The sequence below is a fragment of the Mesorhizobium sp. GbtcB19 genome (genome assembly GCF_019091085.1).
Classification (GTDB): domain Bacteria; phylum Pseudomonadota; class Alphaproteobacteria; order Rhizobiales; family Rhizobiaceae; genus Mesorhizobium.
On the sequence record NZ_JAGXJY010000016.1, the window covers coordinates 16,649 to 36,276 of the forward strand.

General features: G+C 56.3%; 14 protein-coding genes. 4 read left to right on the forward strand and 10 right to left on the reverse strand.

Going from position 1 to position 19,628, the window contains the following annotated elements:
• The first annotated feature begins 1,219 nt into the window (after positions 1 to 1,219).
• The 3 genes from KVT37_RS23615 to KVT37_RS23625 all read left to right on the forward strand — a co-directional run bounded on the left by KVT37_RS23615 (position 1,220) and on the right by KVT37_RS23625 (position 6,305).
• Positions 1,220 to 2,386 (forward strand): transposase, encoded by a 1,167-nt coding sequence (locus KVT37_RS23615; RefSeq protein ID WP_217577422.1) that lies wholly within the window; start codon positions 1,220 to 1,222, stop codon positions 2,384 to 2,386.
• A 954-nt stretch (positions 2,387 to 3,340) separates the two neighbouring features.
• On the forward strand, positions 3,341 to 3,946 hold the full coding sequence (locus tag KVT37_RS23620) for a hypothetical protein (protein WP_217577423.1): 606 nt from the start codon (positions 3,341 to 3,343) through the stop codon (positions 3,944 to 3,946).
• A 1,837-nt stretch (positions 3,947 to 5,783) separates the two neighbouring features.
• Positions 5,784 to 6,305: a hypothetical protein gene (locus tag KVT37_RS23625; protein WP_217577424.1), complete on the forward strand. Its 522-nt coding sequence runs from the start codon at positions 5,784 to 5,786 to the stop codon at positions 6,303 to 6,305.
• A 149-nt stretch (positions 6,306 to 6,454) separates the two neighbouring features.
• Here KVT37_RS23625 and KVT37_RS23630 read toward each other — a convergent pair whose 3' ends face one another.
• Positions 6,455 to 7,642, reverse strand: a complete 1,188-nt coding sequence (locus KVT37_RS23630; RefSeq protein WP_217577425.1) for a glycerophosphodiester phosphodiesterase family protein — start codon at positions 7,640 to 7,642, stop codon at positions 6,455 to 6,457.
• Positions 7,643 to 8,021: 379 nt separating this feature from the next.
• Between KVT37_RS23630 and KVT37_RS23635 the strand changes: the two genes are divergently transcribed.
• Positions 8,022 to 9,422, forward strand: a complete 1,401-nt coding sequence (locus KVT37_RS23635; RefSeq protein ID WP_217577426.1) for a hypothetical protein — start codon at positions 8,022 to 8,024, stop codon at positions 9,420 to 9,422.
• Positions 9,423 to 10,206: 784 nt separating this feature from the next.
• Here KVT37_RS23635 and KVT37_RS23640 read toward each other — a convergent pair.
• The 9 genes from KVT37_RS23640 to KVT37_RS23680 all read right to left on the reverse strand — a co-directional run bounded on the left by KVT37_RS23640 (position 10,207) and on the right by KVT37_RS23680 (position 19,497).
• Positions 10,207 to 11,352, reverse strand: a complete 1,146-nt coding sequence (locus KVT37_RS23640) for a porin (RefSeq protein ID WP_217577427.1) — start codon at positions 11,350 to 11,352, stop codon at positions 10,207 to 10,209.
• 454 nt (positions 11,353 to 11,806) lie between these two features.
• Positions 11,807 to 12,544 (reverse strand): hypothetical protein, encoded by a 738-nt coding sequence (locus KVT37_RS23645; RefSeq protein ID WP_217577428.1) that lies wholly within the window; start codon positions 12,542 to 12,544, stop codon positions 11,807 to 11,809.
• Positions 12,545 to 12,599: 55 nt separating this feature from the next.
• Positions 12,600 to 13,643 carry an aldose 1-epimerase family protein gene (locus KVT37_RS23650; RefSeq protein WP_254634212.1) on the reverse strand — a complete coding sequence of 348 codons (1,044 nt, stop codon included), beginning with the start codon at positions 13,641 to 13,643 and terminating at the stop codon, positions 12,600 to 12,602.
• Complete coding sequence (locus KVT37_RS23655) at positions 13,636 to 14,478, reverse strand: inositol monophosphatase family protein (protein ID WP_217577429.1); 843 nt, start codon at positions 14,476 to 14,478, stop codon at positions 13,636 to 13,638. The genes KVT37_RS23650 and KVT37_RS23655 overlap by 8 nt, the downstream gene beginning before the upstream one ends.
• A 5-nt stretch (positions 14,479 to 14,483) precedes the next feature.
• Complete coding sequence (locus tag KVT37_RS23660; RefSeq protein WP_217577430.1) at positions 14,484 to 15,431, reverse strand: glycerophosphodiester phosphodiesterase family protein; 948 nt, start codon at positions 15,429 to 15,431, stop codon at positions 14,484 to 14,486.
• Positions 15,432 to 15,579: 148 nt separating this feature from the next.
• Positions 15,580 to 16,401, reverse strand: a complete 822-nt coding sequence (locus tag KVT37_RS23665; protein WP_217577431.1) for a carbohydrate ABC transporter permease — start codon at positions 16,399 to 16,401, stop codon at positions 15,580 to 15,582.
• Positions 16,401 to 17,369: a carbohydrate ABC transporter permease gene (locus KVT37_RS23670; RefSeq protein ID WP_217577432.1), complete on the reverse strand. Its 969-nt coding sequence runs from the start codon at positions 17,367 to 17,369 to the stop codon at positions 16,401 to 16,403. The genes KVT37_RS23665 and KVT37_RS23670 overlap by 1 nt, the downstream gene beginning before the upstream one ends.
• On the reverse strand, positions 17,366 to 18,634 hold the full coding sequence (locus KVT37_RS23675; protein WP_217577433.1) for an ABC transporter substrate-binding protein: 1,269 nt from the start codon (positions 18,632 to 18,634) through the stop codon (positions 17,366 to 17,368). The genes KVT37_RS23670 and KVT37_RS23675 overlap by 4 nt, the downstream gene beginning before the upstream one ends.
• A gap of 56 nt (positions 18,635 to 18,690) precedes the next feature.
• Positions 18,691 to 19,497 carry a DeoR/GlpR family DNA-binding transcription regulator gene (locus KVT37_RS23680; RefSeq protein WP_217577434.1) on the reverse strand — a complete coding sequence of 269 codons (807 nt, stop codon included), beginning with the start codon at positions 19,495 to 19,497 and terminating at the stop codon, positions 18,691 to 18,693.
• Positions 19,498 to 19,628: the final 131 nt, after the last annotated feature.

Sequence of the window (19,628 nt, forward strand, 5' to 3'; positions counted from 1 at the left end):
AGCGGGTTTGGCCTGTCAACCACCACAGCCGCAACCGCTGAAGCCCCGTCAACCAGGCTTGCAGCCCAGCGCCCTAAGTCTGTCAACCCGTGTCAACCACCCCGCTGCAGCGGGTTTGGCCTGTCAACCACCACAGCCGCAACCGCTGAAGCCCCGTCAACCAGGCTTGCAGCCCAGCGCCCTAATTCTGTCAACCGGTGTCAACCGCCGCGCTGCAGCGGGTTTGGCCTGTCAACCACCGCAGTCGCCGCCACTAAAAGCCCTGTCAACCAGTCTTGCAGCCCAGCGCCCTAATTCTGTCAACCGGTGTCAACCGCCGCGCTGCAGCGGGTTTGGCCTGTCAACCACCGCAGTCGCCGCCACTAAAAGCCTTGTCAACCAGTCTTGCAGCCCAGCGCCCTAAGTCTGTCAACCCGTGTCAACAACCGCGCTGCAGCGGGTTTGGCCTGTCAACCACCGCTGCCGCTGAAGCCCCGCCAGCCAGGCTTGCAGCGCAGCGCCCTAATTCATGTCAACCGGTGTCAACCACCCCGCCGCAGCGGGTTTGGCACCACAGCCGCAACCGCTGAGGTCCCGTCAACCAGGCTTGCAGCCCAGCTGCCCTAATTCTGTCAACCGGTGTCAACCACCCGCTGCAGCGGGTTTGGCCTGTCAACCACCGCAGCCGCAGCCGCTGAAGCCCTGCCAACCAATCTTGCAGCACAGCCGCAACCGCTGAGGTCCCGTCAACCAATCTTGCAGCCCAGCGCCCTAATTCATGTCAACCGGTGTCAACCGCCGCGCTGTAGCGGGTTTGGCCCTGTCAACCACCGCAGGCGCAACCGCTGAAAGCCCCTGTCAACCAGTCTTGCGGCGCAACGCCCTAATTTTGTCAACCGGTGTCAACCACCGCGCTACAGCAGGTTAGCCTGTCAACCAGTGCAACCACGACCACCCGTAGCCCTGTCAACCAGTGTCAACCACGACACGGGTGGGCTGATAATTTCGGGATGGGGAAATTGCACCCACTTTGACGTGCTCAGCGGTCTTAGCGCGCCACAAGAAGCCAACTAGGGGCGGCCGCTGCCAGCGATGCGACGCGAGTAAGTAAACAGCACCCCGTATTTTGCTTTGTCGTGCTGGCATCCTTGGAAACATAAATTTCCCACGCATGCACACGTGATTATTGTGCTCCACACGCCAGCGATCTGTTCTTGCGGAAACATTCCAGGCCCTCAAAATGCCTTTCTTGACGGAGTACAACCTGCGTCAGCGGGTGTGCCTGGAGGTGTGCAGCAGAAGCATCGCCCTCTTTTCGCACACCAAAGCATCATCATTCTTGGGAGTGCAACAAACTCTCGCCGACGCTAATGGGATCGCAGTTCATCTCCTTTCTTTCGAGATAACCAACAGACACTGGGTCGGCTTTTTTAGCGACCATCCCAATGCCCTGGTCATCACTCCCAAGGCGAGCATTAAGCGAAGGCAAGGGGGATGGGTCGTTCCACGCACTCACCGGGGCAGGCAAAGCAACCACATCGGCAGCCCCATAAATCTTGGGAATCTCATTTGGGACGACTACAGGAGCAAGCTGCAGGGTGTAACTAGAAAGACATTTGCGCTCGCATTCAAACACGCCCTGATCCCTTACCGGCGACATTACGATGGGGCCAGCGGGAGCCATAGGGCGAGCGAAATTGGGGCGTCGAGGGATATGTCATTCGACCTCGGTCCGGAGTTCATCGATGATGTCAGTGGCTCGGCATCTCTTCGTAGCAGCCCCATATCTGAAAGCGGAGACGACGCCAATGTCGATGCTATCTCCAGCGGCCCGGCATCTCTTCGTCCCGAACCCGAAAGCGGAGACGATGCCAATTCAATGGAGAGCATGCCACTCCCAGAGGCAAGAGCAGAGGAAGGCATCTCTGACGACACCTGGACCAAATGCAAACAGGTCATCCCAAATCTCACGACGACTAAGAAGGAAAGCGCCACCCGGCGCCAGCTCGACCGCATCATCTATTGGCATACGCACCCCGAATTAGAATGGAGGAACCTCCGCTGCGGCTGGAACACAATTTATCAGCGCCTTAAACGTTGGTACGATGAAGGGATTTGGGAGAAACTGGTGCCTCTCCTGGACCCTGACAAGAAGTGGCCACGCAAGTTCGGACCTCTAGCTCGTGCCGAGGCAGCGCGGTCATCCGCCACAACCCAACCGGTGCCGCCCGTTGGATGTATCTGTGAGACGAATGAGCTTCCAATGGAGCGACAGGCAGAGTTGCTGGCAGGCTTGGATGCACTTGGCCGCCAGGATGCAATTGACCGCAATCTACAGCAGCTGCAAGCCGAGCTAGCCGGCCTTCATCTCTCTCGCTCAAGCGCGTCTCCAGCGACGGCCGAGTGATCACCGGCATCAACGGCTCGACTATCACGATGTCGCTGGCCGCGCGAAAGCGGAATGCGCTGACGACGTCAGCAAGTGGCTGACTGTTAGAATGGGTCCTCATACCGATCAGGTGGTTCTCGCCTGAGGCGACAGATAGGCAGATTCCTCGCATTGCCGCATGTACATAGGCCTTCTCTTCTCGATCGTGTTCTAGAAATTTGCAGTCTAATTGTGCTTTGAATGAACGACCGGCTCGCGCATGTCCCGCTGGCGACATCCCGGTTGAACGATGTGCAGGCGAACAAATGTGAAAGAGCGCGTGATTGGTGCGGCTTGGCTGGCAAACTAAAAAAGGTGGCCCTGATGGCACACGGGCCGCTCGGTTATGCAAGTCCACGCCGCCACAGCGTTAGGGGCGGGCCGTTCATAGGACGTCACTGTCGTTCCAGGCTGCAATAGAGCAATCGAGCCTTGATGCCGAACCGACTTTTCGTGCCTCACCAATGTTCACCGAGATCGTTGCAATGCTGACCGTAACGGGATGGATGTGCGTCTGGGTTGTGTCTATTCCAATGCTATTCACCAATCGACGGCCTGCCGGGGGCTCAAAAATGCAATATTTTTTGTGACAGGCTGCAGCGCGTCATGCAGAAATATGCCTGCCTTCCAGGTTCATACGCAGCAAGGTTGGATTTGTGGCTGACAATGTCATGCTAAGGGTGTTCGCTGAGCCAGACGCCGACGCAGGATAAAGGAAGCCTTGTCGACCTCTTGACGCTTTCCTGCACCCTTCCATTGTCAAGTTGTCACTCTCGGGCACCTAGCCACCGCACCAAGTCTTCACGACCGGACAATACTTTAAAGATCATTCCATAGCACCTAACAATGGATTGGTTATCGGCGCTGCCGCGCAGTCCTGATCGTACGTTCGCCAACCGACCGCTTACTGGAAATGTACACTTAGAGGACCAAATGGTTTTGGCTATCGGTAGGCCAAACCTAGGCTCCAATCCTGAAGTTCCGCTCGCACACGAACCTCTGGCAGATAATTTTGCGGTATCTCGCGAAACAACTACCACCCCCATTGAAGACCATGATAGCGACGACATCGGTTACTACTTTAACCCAGCTAGCCATGGTGATGACGTACCAGGCGACATAGTTAACTCTTACTTTGACAACACCCAGGTTTTCTCGTCCGCATTTGACCCGCCGAACTATCACGACGACACGACAGTTACAATGCCATGCTACCGGGGCCCGCTGCGGCCCTTCGCATCAGCATTGGGCGGGAATGCTCATGAAGACGATGACAACATCACCGTGATTGAGGAGGAAATGCAGACCGCACTTATTCCGCTCGAAGACGAGCAGGCAAAAACAAAATGCGAACTCTCGTTTTCCTCAGCAGAGAGGGCCGACTGGAAGCTATTGATCAGCGGACTCGAGGTCACTCGAGCTAATGTTGGATCTGAGGTGACTTGTCACGCCGGAGCCACCAATCCCCCTGAAAGACAGAATATTAACTCTTCGTTGATGCAGACCGAAGTGGTACCTGACGGCATCGACGACGGTTGATGCCTTGGTTGGAATATATTAATTCTTTTGGAGCTATCTATTTGGCAGATATGGCTTTTTTCCATACCCCATCAAACCCTGTGGTAACCGTAGCTAGAAACTCAATCGAAGAACAAGTTCACTCGCCCGCTGCCTGTGCTCAACCTCCATAGCGGCCACTGAGAATGCCAATTCATGAGATAATGATGACACGCTTACGTGACTTGGGGGTGGCATGGGGGCCAACTCCGCTAAGGGCTCGTGAGCAGACTGATTTCTCACCGGCGTGAGCCCGACGAGCAGTGCCGAACCATGCCTGATGCTCGTCGAAAGGAGGGAGGGATCAGCAGAACACCTTCATGCGGCCCTAGCCCTAGTCGAGGCACTCCTTTGCGACACGGAGGAGGGCCAGCAATAGTTCCAGCTAGCCCCCCTCCCATCACAATCACACATGTGATGACGCCTGTCATACGCCAGAGCACATCCAGGGCTGATTAGCAGATCCAGGCTGCTCTTAAGGGGCGTGGCCTCGAGCTATAGGCAGGGAGTATTCCGATAGTTGATTTCAGCTGAGACATGACTGACCTAAGGGCAGTTCACCTTACCGGCATAAAAGCTGTCCGCCTTCGACCGGCAAGAACTTCATCACCCTCAGCTGAACCACCTCCCTTGACGCGAGCCGGCAGGATCTCCATCGTCATGTCGCGTTTCCAAGCTGGCGCAGACTTCCTTGGCTTTGTATGCCGGGTCGCGCAGTGGAAATTTTACTTCCTAGACCGCCAGCCAAACGACATCTACCTCCTGGCGCACGCAATTTACGCCTCTGGTCGCTCTCCGCGTCTGATCAGCGTCATCCAGTGCCGCGACGACCTTTCGCCGGACGAACCTGTATCACGGATTGCCACGCCTACCATCCTATGCGGCAACAACGGCATTTGGACCAACTTCGAAGAAGACGATGTGCTGAAGCCAAGCCTCTGGCGCTTTGCACCCCTTACGTGTCCCATGGAACTGAAGGAACTGCTCAACTACGCCTTCGGGTCGGCGAGCCCTTACATCTCCGAAGATGAAGTAGCCCAAGCGATCCTTTCCCTTTGCATAATGCGCATACTTGCTTCGCACCGTGTGACACCTGCCTTAGCAAGCACAAACTATCATTTGCGGCGCGTTGGAGAGCCTATCGAATGCTGCCTCCCAACACCACCGGCATCCGCTACGCCCTCGGCATCCTCCACGCGCCCGGCATCCCCTGACCTTTCTTAATCACTAGGGGCTCCCCGAATGACTTATGGGAAGAAAACCCCGCAGCACGGCAGGCATAATCTGCTCCAGCTTTGTGATCCGCCACGTCCGAGGTCAGTTGCCGTTCATTGGATCACACTCGCAAGCCACCCCCCTGTCGGTGCTCTGCTAGCGCATCGCAGCGGTGCCGTCACAGTTGTTCGTTACAATGGAAGGTCGACAGCCAGGCCCGCGGACTGAGAATAGGAGACGCCCCCGGCCCTTCCTTTCCTTCTCCATGCCCATCTTTATTTCATCCTTTCTTTTCGTATGGCTCCTGCCCCTATGACTAAGTCGTATCTTCTTCAATATGGATTCTGTTTCACAACGGTTATCTTTTGCTTTCGTTGACTTTGATATTACTGTCCTTCCGAAATGCGCACTGCAATCCTATGTCAAGGTGGCGTGTCAACCTGGGGATCGCACCATCAGAATTCCAGTCTGCACCGACGCTTCATTCCTAGAAATCCTTCCTCTCTGTAGGAACAAGCCTCGACTCATGCCAATTGCGAACAATGCGGCTTTCCTTCCATGCAATGACAAGGTCGTTGTCTGGTATTTTTGGCGGGCGACATGGATGTCGGATTTTCTGGCGGCCGCTGTTGCGAATCTTGCCATCGCGACAGCGCACGCTCGGGAAGATTTCAAGAAGGAGTTGAAGGCGGCATTGGACAGGGCTCTTCCCGCACAATGGCCCACGCATGGCGGAAGTACGGTCGCCAGTGACGCCAGTGATTATCCCGATCGCGCTGGTACGATCCCGCAGGTCAAACTCGACCCTGGGGACCTGGCGACGGCATGGGACAAAGCTGTTCGTTTCTGGCGCGAAGACGTCGACGCCGATCGCCGAACCGTTGGCGGCCTCCGCCCCTGCCCGCTCGACCACTTCGTCACCGATGATGAGGCCGTCACACCAGGCTCCGTGCCGACTGCAGCGGATCAACGGACCGAGCCCGGCATAGGTTGTCAAGCCGACCCCGAGCCTCGTGTCCTTGATGATGGGGGAGGCCACCTTGGGAATGTTTTCGCGAGCCTTGGCAGGATGCGGCAATGGTCCGGGATCGTGAGATATGGGCTACGACATCGCATTCCCGCTTAGAGAGCGCACGCTAGTTTTGTTGCAATGAACATGTCCAATTTCATATATATTCGCGTATTTCTTTAGATAGGTCATTCCATTCACATAGCTTCTCATCAATGTTATCAACATCGTATGAAATTGAATACCAATTGTAGAAAACCCGAACGTCAGGCCGCCTCCTCTTTCGTAACCGCGTCAAATCTAGGGTGCTCGAAGCCGTTGGAAGCATCGGCCGCAACTCCACAGCAATGGAAGTGCGCCCTTTCTGGTACATCAGTGCAGATGAAATCCGGTTTGATGGCCTCTTCGGCCCGACCCGGCGTGGCATAGAGCTGTTTGATCATTCTAAGACCGGCTAGCGCCGGCCACGGTACCAAATCCCCAGTCTTGAGATCGTACGTGTAAAACTCTCGAGTGCCATCTGGCAGGGGCAGGGACACATCGTACGCCCTTGTTCCAGTCCCGATTTTCAGATTTTCGAACCCGCCATATGTTCTCGCCCATTTTACGACCTCGACTATGGCGAGCTCGGCATTGACGGCACGCCGGACTTCATCGATATGCATGTCTTTGATCTCGAGAGGATCGACACCGGAGCACATGACAAGAAGTGCAAAGAGGGGCACTCCTTCGTTGGCGAGACTCATCAAGAGCACTTTGCCGACCTCGACAAAGTCCGCGACCGTGTTAGCAGGCATGTGGTATCTAACCGCCAAGGTGATGAGCTCGCTCGGGTACAGGTTGAGCACAAGCTTGACACGCTTTCTCCACCCAGAATAGTGCTCTTTTTTTTCGATTTTCTCAACGAGTTCTGGCCCAGAACTGATGGTGAAGGTGTAGAACATCAACAGAATATTATCATGTTGCGAACTCTTACTGATCCTCGCTGCAAAATCAGCTATGTCGTCATTACGGCAATCGGCCATGAAGGTTCCAGTTGGGACGATTTTCCTGGCCTGCTCGAAAAAATCGTCGAACGTCATAACTGTATCCCCGGAGTGAGTGCCAGTGGGCGCGAAGTCGTTGTGCCGAAACTGCCGGACCAATATCGGTTTGCCCGCGATATCCTTTTGCAACAACTTACGGTAGGAACCCTTGATGCCGGTGGTGCGTAAAGGCGAGAAATCGTGGTCGACAATAGCTCCGTTTTCTCGCGTGACCACGATATCGAACTCGTGGTTGCGAAGCCCTCTTTCTGCGGCCGCTCGCAATGTCGACAGACCGTTCTCGGGAAGTAACTGTCCCGGAAAGTAGTTAAATCGATGGGTGATGACCTGCAAGTGTTCCCATTGCTCATGCCCACGCTGAGCCAGGTTCTCCATCGAGTGGAGAAAGGCAAACAATTCACCTGACATGCCGGGAGGAGCACGCCACGGGTCGGGCTGCACACAGGGGAAGACATAGGTTGGATTCTAAATCCATATTAGCGTATACCGTTGCATGCAAGGTGTTTATGCCTACCGCCATCGTAAATCACCTGGGTCTGTATTGAGATATTGTAAGCTTTTGTGGGTAGAGGGTACATTTATTGGCAAATCTATCATGACACCGAGGTCGTAGGATATTTTGAGGGGTAAACATATCGTGACGCCGAGGTCGGAGGCGCAGAAAATTGGCATGGTTCGCTTATCCGCTCCATTGTATTTGAGGGGCCAGAACTCACTTCCATTATCGTTCCTGATACATTTGACCTTTATTCGCAGGTAATCTGTGCGATCGTGAAGTGAACCGGCGATGGCACGGGTCCTGCGGTTCTTCTCGCTCCTTACGGCATATCGGTATTGCACGTGCGCCAAGGACGGCGTCTATCGCCGTGAATTCGGCCAGTACGACGGGGCGCAGTCTGCCGTGTCGCGGCACCGGTCTACACTCAATGCGGTTGTTGAAAATTGCCGGGCGGAGCCGCAGCTACCCGTGAATGCCTTGAACCGCCTGCTATTTCTAACGCAATTGTTTAACAAAAAGTGCGACGTTATCAGTAGCGGTGTCCCATTGAGCCAACGCTTCGCGACCATTCTGCTCCCAACGCTTATTTTCGAATTCCTTGCAATCTTTGTCCCGTTGCGGATTGAAAGTTGGGGGTTCCTAGCGGCCGGGCTTGGTACGCTGGCTTTCACCCTGATGATCGCGGTGTCACTGGTAGTCCTGTTTCCACCGGCAGATCTCACGCTCGCTCTCGATCATGCCACCTCCAGGTTGCTTTCTGCTCTTCCGGCGCTGCTCGGATTTTCGCTCACTCTTGCTCCCGATTCTGGCTACTTGCGAAGCAATAGGTATTATCGTGCAGGCTTGGTCGTGCTCCAGGTCCTGACACTCGTTGTCCTGACCTATCACAAAGCATTTTTTGAACGGCTGGAACTAAATGATATTCGCCACGACTTACCGTTGCCTGTTAGGCGACACATGGCGAGATATGCCCTACTATTGCTGGCGTCGGACAAGGCCTTCCGCGAGGACGCGGACAACCGGGCAAAGAGGAACGACATCACTGACCACATGGTGATAGCTGTCACATTGCTCAAAGCCGATAGCTACAATTTCATCTGGACGCTCATTGTGCTTTCAGGGGTTCGTGTACGACGAAGAGGTTATGCTCTCGCGCCAAAACTCATTCTAGTGCCCCTGGCGGCTACAATAGGAGGCGTAAATGTATATGCCTATCACACCGAACCGCTGGCCTTTACCGACAAGCTGGGCTGGGCGATCATGGCAACGCTCGTCATGACCTCGTTCGCGATCTTGCCGTACTATTCATTGAGTGCGGCGACTGTTCAGTGTACAAAATGGATCGCAGGCACCGCGGTCAATACGCTTCTTGTCACAGTACCAGTCATCGCAACTCAAAACAGGGTACTGCAAAGTTCGTGGACCTTCGGCCTCCTTGCCGGTGGAAATTGCGCCGTGCTCTTGTTGGCTTCTCACCATGTCAGCGGCGCCTTTGGCTGGGTTGCACTCTTCGTCGCAAAACTGTTATCCGGAACCGATCCCGATACTGAGAGCCACGAGTACTATCTGTCTCTTGTCCAACAGTTGCGAGATTTCGCGGACGGCGGTGGCGAGGCTGACAATGCGCCGGCTGATATCGAGCCCCGCCCGCTATACATCGGTCCGGCGAGTGAAAGCGAAGACAGATAATGGACGAACGAGATTTTGCTTTGTGATGCCACTGGGCCGAGGTGGGTATTCGGATGCGGGTGTCTGTACGGGCTTGACGATCGGGTGTAGCCGGCGCGATTTAGTCCCTCTCTGTCCGTTCCGCTCGGTCAGTCCAACCGGTGCGGAATTCAGGCCATGACGCTTTCCCCTCGGCCTATTCGGCCTTCTCGGGCATCGCATCGGCATGTGTTGAGCAACCCGTTTGGCATCGCGAGCTCCGGGCAGGCGCTAGAGGTTAGGGTCCGGGTTAGGGATAGGGTTAGGGTCTCCCACTAGGGTTAGGGTTAGGGTCTGGCACCCCAGGGTTAGGGATAGGGTTAGGGTCTGCCACCAGGGTTAGGGTTAGGGTCTCCCACCACAGGGTTAGGGTTAGGGTTAGGGTTAGGGTTAGGGTTAGGGTTAGGGTTAGGGTTACAGATACATATATCCTGCCGCCGCCGCCGCCGCCGCCGCCGCCGCCGCGCGATATATGTGTCCTTGGCGCAGATTGGCGAGCGAGGCGCTCCGGGTGGATCACCGAGATCTATAACGTCGAGGATAACATCCGGGACCGGGCGCCCATCATCGTCCATGGCCACCAAACAGCCAACAGGCGCCGCTCGACGGTGGTCCATGATGCCTGTGTAAGGACAATTAGTTCGTAGGGCGACGGCCTTTCTGATCGCGCCCGGGAACCAGCATGTGCAGAGCACATGCTGGCTTTTCCAGCAGCTCGATGTTCGCGACTGCTGCCACCAACACCGAAGCTTGCTCGTTCGGTCCGCTAGAACGAGCGCTGGAAGCGAAGGGCGCCGCCAATGCTGCTCTTCTTATCGGCGCCGGTCCAGTTGCTGAAGTCCGCATCGCCGAACTTGCCAGCGTTGAGATAGTCGACTTCCGCGGTGATGGTGAAGCCTGGTACGATGGTGTAGGCGACGTTCGCCGCGATGCCGAGATTCTTGCCTTGGTCGTAGGAGATCTGGGTGTTGACCGACGTCTTGTCGTTGAACTTGTAGGTGCCGCCACCCCAGATCGCCCAGTGCCCGTACCACTGCTTGTAGAAGCCGCGGCCGCCATTTCCGAGGTAGTCCGACAGGTTGTTATCGGTGCCGTAGCCGCCCATGATCCAGAGCGACAGCTGGCTAGTGGCGGTCACGTCCAGACGAACCTTGCCGGCAAACTCGTCATAGTTGCTGTCGTATGAAGCGACGCCGGTGATCGCGCCCCAGTCCTGTTTGTATTTGACGCCGCCCACAACATGAGGGACGTAACTGTCGATCGTGAATGCCTTGGAACCCTCTTCAAGGGAGACCACGGCCGTGAAGCCGTTGCCTGCATCGAAGTAGTACTGGATGACGTTGGTGTCGTAGGAACCGAAGGGAACGAGGGTGTCGGCGATGACGCTGCCGGCATAACCGATAAATGTATTGAAGGCCGATTCGTCCTTGCCAACGCGCAATCCACCGAGCTGGATCCACGCGAAATTCAGCGAGGCGGGTTTGTTGTAAGCGCCGACACCACCATTGCCGTCGGGGCCAAGACCGCTTTTGGCGGTATTGCCGAAATTGAAGCGGGTCTGTGTGTACGTCTTCAAAGTGCCGAGTTCGGTTTCCTGGCCGCTCCAGGTCATCAAGGCAAAGCGCGCGTTTTTTGCCCAGGTACCGTTGATGCTGCCGTCCTGACGGTCGAGGGCTTGCGCGCCGTCGAGACTGCCGAGGTCGCCTGCCCTGATGTCGTAACGGATGTAGCCGCCCACGCGAAGGCAGGTTTGGGTGCCAGGGATGTAGAAGTAGCCGGCGCCATAGATGTCGCACACTCTGACGTATTCGGCCGGCTCGGGCTCCGCAGTAACGATAGCGTCAGCGGCGCGGGCGCCGGTGACGGCGGCCAAAGCCGCGGCGGAGCCGAGAAGAAGGCTCTTGATATTCATTTTTTGATCTCCACTCAAAAAGATTGAAAAAGGGCCGGGTGTCGCTGCTCAACGACTGCATCCCTTCCCACTCCCCATGTTCGAGAACCAAGCGCAGCGCGCCGTCCCTCGCGGTTTGAGTGCTATCGATTGCCTCCAATAATTCAATAAATTAAAGCGCTTTTACATCGCATTTGTAAGTGCAGTTGCGATTATATCACAAGAATTCAAAGTAATACTGCACATCCTGAGCAAACTGCCCAAATAGTTTATTGAACAATTGGACAATATGGACGTTTTGTGCTTATTTCGTGATGGCGCGCGCCTGCCGTTCAACGACAACCCGTCTCAAACGATGGCCGACTATCGGCGCGCTTTTCTTGAAAGAGAATGATTGAGACGAGGCAAGGCGAGCGCTTCCAGTCGCCAAGCCAGACCGTCCGAGGCCGGCTTCTAGCCGATTACGGGCGTAGCTTCACGGAGCCTCGTCGTTCGCGCCTATGTCGAACGCCGCCAGATAGGCACTGGAGGAAAATGCTCTCGCGGCCAAAGCGACCTCTTCGACCAAATCATGCCTGAGCATCTCGATCGGGATGCGCCCTTGGAGAAGGGTCGAAGGACGTGTCAACCAAAGCCAAGCGAGCCGGGGATTGGTGATCGAGGCAAGCACCTTCCGCATCCCCGGGGCGGGCCTGCCATCGATGAACTGAGCCAACGGGAACACGTGCTTACGCGCACCCTTGCGCAACGCCACCACGTCGTTGTGCCGTTGCCACCAGTGCAGCGTTGATCTCGGTATGCCGTAGTGCTCTTCTAGGAAAGTTGGCCCTGCTACTTCTCCGGCCCAGGCTTGAATCTGAGGGTTCTTCCGATCTCGCGCCTCGGGGACCGGACGTGCGAGTCTCTCCTCGACCTTTCCCGAAGGCGGAACCTCCCCACAGATGCCGACGTCAAAACGCAGCCCTGCTTCGGCGACGAGCCTGCTGACGAATCCGGAAGCCAAGACCGTCAGATCGTCGTGGATTGCTTGCTGGCTGGCCGGCGATGGCAAGCTGGCCGCCACGCACTTGCAATTTCCCTTGCACGACGAGATTGGACTGCGTTCCTTAGCAAACGCATCGTACCGGGCCAGGACACGGTGGATCTCTTTTGCAATGAGGCTAGATAGCTCATCAATACGAGCTTCATTTCCCAAATCAGGTAATTTGGCCATCTGTGGCTTCCCCTTGCCAGAATAGCGCCTTCAACCCTCACGATTAGAGCATCGCCTATGCGCCCATCGCACTCAGCGATAACTCGACCTTGTACTTGGCGGTCTCTCCACCTGCTAAAATCAATGGATCTTCTGCTGAGTTGCTCTCTGGATCGAAATGCCGGGCAGGTTCCAAGGCGAAAGCATATACCCCGGACTGAAAAGCTCTCCAGATGCCAAAATTTGGCAGCTCCTTATGCGAAAACGAGAGCTTGGCGCTTATCCCGCCCAGAAGGGCGCGGTTGCGAAGTTCGATTGAGGCCGTCCAGAGATCGGAAGCGATGGGAATTTCCTGATAGCAGTCGACAAAGTCTTCCCGTGGGCGTTTGTCCTCGCCATTGAACGCCGCAGCCATCTCTCTGCTCAGGTTCCCAGAAATCTCCAACGCCTGATCGACAAAAGGATAGCCGAAATTGACGTGGTAGAGGATTGCATGTGGCGTAGGCCGAAATCCTCGGTTCTCAACCGTGTCGGCAATCCGGATCACATTGCCGAATACGTCGATCTCTATGCGGCGTTGCAGGACAAGGTTTTCTGCGAACACCGAGCTTTGCCTGACAACGCCCTCAGCCCAGATGACAGGGACGTCCGTGCGCCAGTCTATGCCATAGCCCGAGATGGTGGCGCGCTGGCTGGAAATCCTGCCGTGCAGAGGATTGAAGACCTGCTTGCGATGCTTGTGGATATAGCGATCGGCGTTGTCCCGCCGGGCGCCACCTATGTGGTCGAGGCCGCAGGTGACGACAAAGCCGTCGAGGTTCCTGTAGAAACCAACGCCATCTTCGGCATCGACCGGATGCGGTGGCCAGGGCATTCCGTTTGCGCTGTTCCAGCCGATGTTTATCCCACGCCAAGTTGCGGCCGAAATATCGAAGCCCCGGTCTACTGCGATCTCGAATGCGATTCCCATTGCGTTTCGAACGACAAGCAAGCGCTGGCCTCTGCCGGGACCGTCCTCGACCTGAAGAAGCCTAATGTCCGAGACTCCTCTTCCGTCCACGGTGCGACGGCGCAGCTCATCAAGGGACATCCGCAGCTCAGCTGGCGCGAACTTATCCATGGCCAGCCCCGTTCATCATCTTGTTCCCGACTGTCTTCAGCAGCGGACGGACTTTTGCCAGAAGCTCTTCGCTTCCGCATGCGAAGCGCAGTTTCGCCCTTAGATCAATGTGGTCCCAGTTGATGGTATGAGATATCCCGAGATTACCTAGTATGGGCAGCCCAGCCATGACGTCCCAGGTAGAATCTCCCAAGGCGAGATAGCCGTCAGTCTCACCCGTGGCCACCGCAATCAGCGAAAGCGTTGCCGCCCCGCAGCAACGGAAGCCGATACGAAGTTCGTCAGAGATGTAGCGCAGCACCTCCAGGCGGTCTTCGGTGGCAACAGAAGGGTGTAGGCCGATCCCAACGGAGGCCCGCGACAGGTCGAGCTTTGGCAAGGATGGCATTGGCTCGCCATTCAGCCGCGTTTCAACATGCTTTCCCCCAACCAGCATCAGATTGCGCATGGGAGCATAGATCGCTCCAAAGTCCGGCCGGCGGTCTTCATATGAGCCGATCGAGACCGCCCAGTCCTGTCCGCCGCGCACGAAATTGAACGTTCCGTCAATCGGATCGATCACCCATACACGCCCAGAACTGCCAGCCACGTTAGCGCCTTCTTCGCCGTAGACGCCGTCATTGGGAAACGCCCTGCGCAGGGCGGCGATCAGGAATGCTTCGACCTCTCTGTCTGCCTTGGTGACGAGGTCGAGATGCCCCTTGTTTTCAACCGACACGCTTGCCAGCGATTGGAGATGCGACAGTGCGATCTCGCCGGCCTCACGGGCGATTGATTCCACGACAGACCCCATGCTGCCTATGGACGACGTCGGCTCATCCCTGATTGCAGCCATAGACTTCATTTCCTCATGTCACTCACAACGGCAGTTCGTGCTATGGGATGACGATCCCCAACCTCAAACAGCGCGTCAGCAGATGATTCAATCGCCACCCCTGTTTCGCCCGCGGACCGGGCTATTTGTTCAGCAAAGTCCAACCGGGCGGGTACCAGGCCACAACCCTTGATGAACTCGACGATCCAGGCGACATCGTCGCACACCAGCATATCGATCAGGCCTGCGCGCATGTGGGATTCCAGCAAATCGAGATAATCGAATCCGTAGGAGCGCCTGAGTGCAAAGTGGCTCGGTGGCGGGACATAGTGGCTGACCGAAATGCCTGCGGCGTGGAGACCTTCGCCGATGTCGGGCGCAAACTGCGGATAGTCCGTGTTCATAACGTCCATCATCGCAGAACGTGCCGCGGCAGCGGGCTCGACCAGGCGGTGGTAGTTGATGCCCATGGTTCGGATGCAAGGCGCAAGGAGCTTGACGTCGCGTAGCACCACGTAATCGAATGAACTGATCAATACACGTTCGGACATATTCGCCTGTTCAACCAGCCGAACCACCTGCTCGAGATAGGCAGTGCCTTCGAACTTGTCCTTGATTTCGACAATCAGAGCCAGGCCGAGGTCGCGGCAATAATCGAGCACATGTTCGAATCGCTCGATCGGCTGCCCCTCGACGGGAACACCATTTCGGTTCCTGGTCCGGAGCTGAGCGATCTCGGCATGGTCCATCTGCCTGATGAGCCCGGTCCCGGTCGAGGCGTTGTCAAGGATGTCGTCATGGAACACGACCAAGCGACCATCTCGCGTGACCCGCAGGTCAATCTCGCAAAGCGAGGCGCCGAGCTCGGCGGCGCGTTGTAATGCGGGGCGGGTGTTCTCGTGACCCTCGATGGAATGGCCGCGATGACCGCAGACTAGAACGTACCCGGAGCGCGAAGGAAGAAGGTCGAACATCGAATTCCCTTTGTCCAAATTGAAGTCGAGATGCAGTGACCAGCGGCATTGTGAGCAGGCTGACCCCGAACACCAAAGGCCGATCGTTCGCTGAACCCGTTTCACGGCATCGAAAGTCAAGACCCGTGATAGTTTGGGCTCGAGCGAATTACTTAAGTCCGCTCCTTGCGAAGCTTGCGATGAACCTCTTCTGGAGGATCAGGAAGATGACAATCATCGGCAGGGCCGCGAGAACGCCCGCCGCCATGAGCACGTTCCAATCGGTCGTGTATTCCCCCCGCAGCAACGCTAGACCTGGCCCCAACGTCATCTTCTCGATCGATCTGTTGACGACGATCGGCCAAAGCAGTTCCTTCCATTCTGCAAGCGTCGTCAGGATCGCCAGCGAGATAATGCCACTGCGCGCGACCGGCACGACAATCGTCACCAGAATTCGAAGGTGGGACGCTCCGTCCATTCTCGCCGCCTCGATCAATTCCCTCGGGACGCCACGAAAAAATTGATAGAGCAGGAACACGCCAAAAACGTCGAACAACGAAGGCAAGGCGAGAGCCACCAGCGTATCGGTCAGACGCAGCCACGTGATGATGGAATAGCTGGGGATTATGAAAATATCGCTCGGAACCATGATCAACACGAGAACCACAATGAGGATGGCCCTCGCCCCGGGAACCTTGATAATGGCGAGCGCGTAGGCGGCCATCGAACAGACAATGAGGGTGCCAACCACACGGCCGATCGACACGATGACGGTGTTGAACAGCAAGATCGCGAACGGGAGACGATCAAAAACCTCGCGTACGCCGTCAAGCGTCACGGGAGACGGTATCAGGTTTGGTGGAACCTGAAGGGTCTGACTCGTGCTCATCAGCGCGGTGGCGACCATCCATGCGAACGGCGCCAGGATCACGAACCCGAGACCAAACACGACGGGATAGGTCCACCAACGGACACGATATTGTGTTAACATCAGCCATCCTCCCCATAATGTACAAAACGATGCTGAAGCCGCAGCAAGAAGATCGACGCTGCCAGGATCAACACCAACAGGAAGAGGGAAACTGCGGCCGCATAGCCGCGCTGGCCCGTGTCGAAAAATGCGAGATAGTAGTAATAGTAGACCAGCGTCATCCCATAATTGGTCGAGACTGAGTGTTCGACAGGGGGCAGCAGCAGATAAACCGCGTCGAACAGCTTGAAAGTGCCGATTGTCGTCGTGAGGATCACGAAAAACAGCGACGGCGTTAAAAGTGGCAGCGTGATAGAAAAGAACCGCCGCATGGCGCCGGCTCCGTCAAGCATGGCCGCTTCGTAGACATCCGTGGGGATGTCCTGCATGCCCGCGTAGAGAATGATCGCCGGGACGCTGAAGGACAGGTAGACAAAGATTATCGAAACGACGACCGTGACACTGGTTTCGTTCCCGAACCAGCTGATTGGGGTCGCGCCAATTGCATGGATTGCCGCGTTGACAAGTCCGTATTGTGTCTGGAACAGCCACCCGAAGACGAGGATGATGGCCGTCGGCAGGCACACCGCAGGCAGAAACACGATCGCACGAAACGCCGTCTCCCCGCGAAACCGGTATTGCATGAGCAATGCGCAAAGCAGCGAGACGACGACGACGCCAGGTACCGCGATCGCGGCGAACTTGACGGTATTGTACAGCGCGATGACAGCCTGGCTGTCGGACAGCAGTCTGCGGTAGTTGTCCAGGCCGATAAAGCGGGGTGGGCCGAACGCGCCAGCCTTGGTGAAAGATAGCCACACGTTGTAGCCAAACGCATAGAAACGAAAGACGATAAGGCCTGCGAACAATGGGACCAGAAAAAAATAGCCAACCGAGGCCTGCCGCCATCTCAGGCTGACGAGCCAGGGAGTACCGCGGCTCGTCCCTTGCTCGGCGCTTCTAAGGCGCAATGTGAAAGTGTTGGTCAACGCAGGGCCTCGTCGAGAATCTCATCGATCCTCTTCGCGGTATCGGACGCCGACATCGATCCCGCATAGAACGGTCCCATCACAGCACTGCTGACCTTGGCGTTACCGGTGATGATCTTCGGATATTGCGTCGTGGTCCTCAGGTAGCTCCTATCGATTGTCACAGAGAGCGCTTCCTCCAGGCCGGCCAGCTTTTCGTTCGCTTTCACGAAAGCCGCCAACGTGGCTTTGGACCTGTTTGCCGGGAGACCCGCCCCACCCTCAACATGACGCAGCGCGCCCTCATCGGAGGTAAGAAACCTGATGAGCTCCCACGCCTCGTCCTTATGCTTCGAATTGGCATTCATGACATAGACAAGGCCGTTGGTGTCGGTCGTCCACGACCCGTTGACCGAAGGCATCCGCACGACCCGGAAAGTCCCGCTCGGAAGATCGGCCTTGGAGAGAAGGCTGAGGTTCCACGACGGGATTTCTGCCATCGCAAGCTTCCCGGAGATTAGCGCCGATACGGGATTGAAGTCCGAAGAGTCGGCCACTTTCAGGATCAGCCCCTGATCCTGCAGCCCCTTGATCATCTCAAGAGCCCTAATGCCGGCACTCGACGACATCACGCCCTTGTTATTTTCAATCACCTTGCTGCCTAAAGCGTGGACCAGGCTCGCGACGCCATTGTTGAAGGAAAAGTTGTAGTACAGGGCAACGTCGGATGAGGTCTGCCTGGTCTTGATTTCCCCTGCAATCCGGACCATGTCCTCCCAGGTCCAATCCGGCTTGGGGGTCTCAACGCCGAGTTTTTTAAACACGTCGGCGTTATAGACGAACGTCCAGGCATCCATATCTTTTGGAACACCGTACTGCTCGCCACCGATCTTGTATAGATTTACAATCTGCTTATTGTAACCATCGAGAGACAGGTTATCTTTCTTGATGTACCGAGTCAGCGGCTCCAAGGCGCCGCCGTCGACGTAGTAAGAGGCCCTCGAGCTTTGCCACATCACGTCCGGACCTTCGCCGGCACCAAGAGATGCGTCGAGCTTCGTGTAATACTGATCCTGAGGGACCTGGACGAGAGAGACTTTGATGTCGGGATTCGCGGCCTGAAACGCATCTACCGCCTTTTGAACGCCCGCCTTCTGGGCCGGGTCCCATATCATCAGGCTCAGGCTCACACCGCCGGCGCTCCATGCGCAATTGATGCTCGGCACCGATGCAAGCATCATCGCAGCCGCACCGAACACTACACTTCTTCTGCTAAAGGCAAACATGGGGTCCTCCCTGCTTCGTCAAGAAAACTGCTGATAGATGGCGCGACATTGCGGGCTTAGCCTGCGATGACGAATTTCTTGCGCAGCCTTTCGGACGCCGTGTCGATGATGGTTCTTGCGCCAGCGTCGGTGACGACAACGCCAACTTCCTCGATCTCTGCGGCGACTGAAAAGCTGGTTTTCGTAAACTTCGAATGGTCGGCCACGACGATCGTTCGGCTGGAAACTTCGATCATGGCCTTTTGCACGCCCGCATTTACCGGCGACCCGGTGAAGATCAACCCCCGGCCGAGATCGATCGAGGCGGCATTGAGTATGAGTTTGTCGACGTTGAATTGGCGGATGAAATGCTCCGCCAGGGGCCCCCGGAAGGATCGGTTGATTTCGGCAAACTCGCCCCCGACCACATAGATGTTGGATGCCTCGTGCCGTATCAGTTCGGCGACAATGTCGGCCCCATTGGTGATGAAGGTCAGCCCCTTGCGCCCCGCCAGCAGTTTGGCGACTTCCAAGGCCGTGGTGCCGGCGTCCAGCAGGACAACGTCCCCGTCGGCAATCATCGTTGCCGCCACTTCCGCGATGGCCCTCTTCTCAGCGCCATGAGAAACTGCGCGGGCCGCATTGGCCGGATCTTGTGAAACCTGATTGATGCTGACCGCGCCACCATGCGTCCTGCGCAAGAGCCCAGCCTTTTCAAGCTCATTGAGATCGCGGCGTACTGTTGCAACCGAGACCTGGAAGCGCTCGGTCAGCGAACGTAGGTCAAGAAACAACTTCTCACCTAGTAGCGATACAATTTGCGCCTGGCGATCTTCGGTGTTGAGCAAGACGTCCTCCGCCCCAATGTGACCTATATCGCTCATAGCGAACGAAATGTGTCATTGTCAAATGAAGAGCTAATGAAGCTTTTGTGACGGCAACACACGGAGTTAGTCGAAACCAACTCATGGGAGGGCTGCATCGAACGCTCCTGCCGCGTGCCAGCGCTTGCCGT

What these genes read in the sequence shown, in the direction of transcription:
- KVT37_RS23615 (WP_217577422.1), top strand. Translation starts at nt 1,220, where the DNA reads ATGCCTTTCTTGACGGAGTACAACCTGCGTCAGCGGGTGTGCCTGGAG.
- KVT37_RS23620 (WP_217577423.1), top strand. Translation starts at nt 3,341, where the DNA reads ATGGTTTTGGCTATCGGTAGGCCAAACCTAGGCTCCAATCCTGAAGTT.
- KVT37_RS23625 (WP_217577424.1), top strand. Translation starts at nt 5,784, where the DNA reads ATGTCGGATTTTCTGGCGGCCGCTGTTGCGAATCTTGCCATCGCGACA.
- KVT37_RS23630 (WP_217577425.1), bottom strand. Translation starts at nt 7,642, where the DNA reads ATGTCAGGTGAATTGTTTGCCTTTCTCCACTCGATGGAGAACCTGGCT.
- KVT37_RS23635 (WP_217577426.1), top strand. Translation starts at nt 8,022, where the DNA reads ATGGCACGGGTCCTGCGGTTCTTCTCGCTCCTTACGGCATATCGGTAT.
- KVT37_RS23640 (WP_217577427.1), bottom strand. Translation starts at nt 11,352, where the DNA reads ATGAATATCAAGAGCCTTCTTCTCGGCTCCGCCGCGGCTTTGGCCGCC.
- KVT37_RS23645 (WP_217577428.1), bottom strand. Translation starts at nt 12,544, where the DNA reads ATGGCCAAATTACCTGATTTGGGAAATGAAGCTCGTATTGATGAGCTA.
- KVT37_RS23650 (WP_254634212.1), bottom strand. Translation starts at nt 13,643, where the DNA reads ATGGATAAGTTCGCGCCAGCTGAGCTGCGGATGTCCCTTGATGAGCTG.
- KVT37_RS23655 (WP_217577429.1), bottom strand. Translation starts at nt 14,478, where the DNA reads ATGGCTGCAATCAGGGATGAGCCGACGTCGTCCATAGGCAGCATGGGG.
- KVT37_RS23660 (WP_217577430.1), bottom strand. Translation starts at nt 15,431, where the DNA reads ATGTTCGACCTTCTTCCTTCGCGCTCCGGGTACGTTCTAGTCTGCGGT.
- KVT37_RS23665 (WP_217577431.1), bottom strand. Translation starts at nt 16,401, where the DNA reads ATGTTAACACAATATCGTGTCCGTTGGTGGACCTATCCCGTCGTGTTT.
- KVT37_RS23675 (WP_217577433.1), bottom strand. Translation starts at nt 18,634, where the DNA reads ATGTTTGCCTTTAGCAGAAGAAGTGTAGTGTTCGGTGCGGCTGCGATG.
- KVT37_RS23680 (WP_217577434.1), bottom strand. Translation starts at nt 19,497, where the DNA reads ATGAGCGATATAGGTCACATTGGGGCGGAGGACGTCTTGCTCAACACC.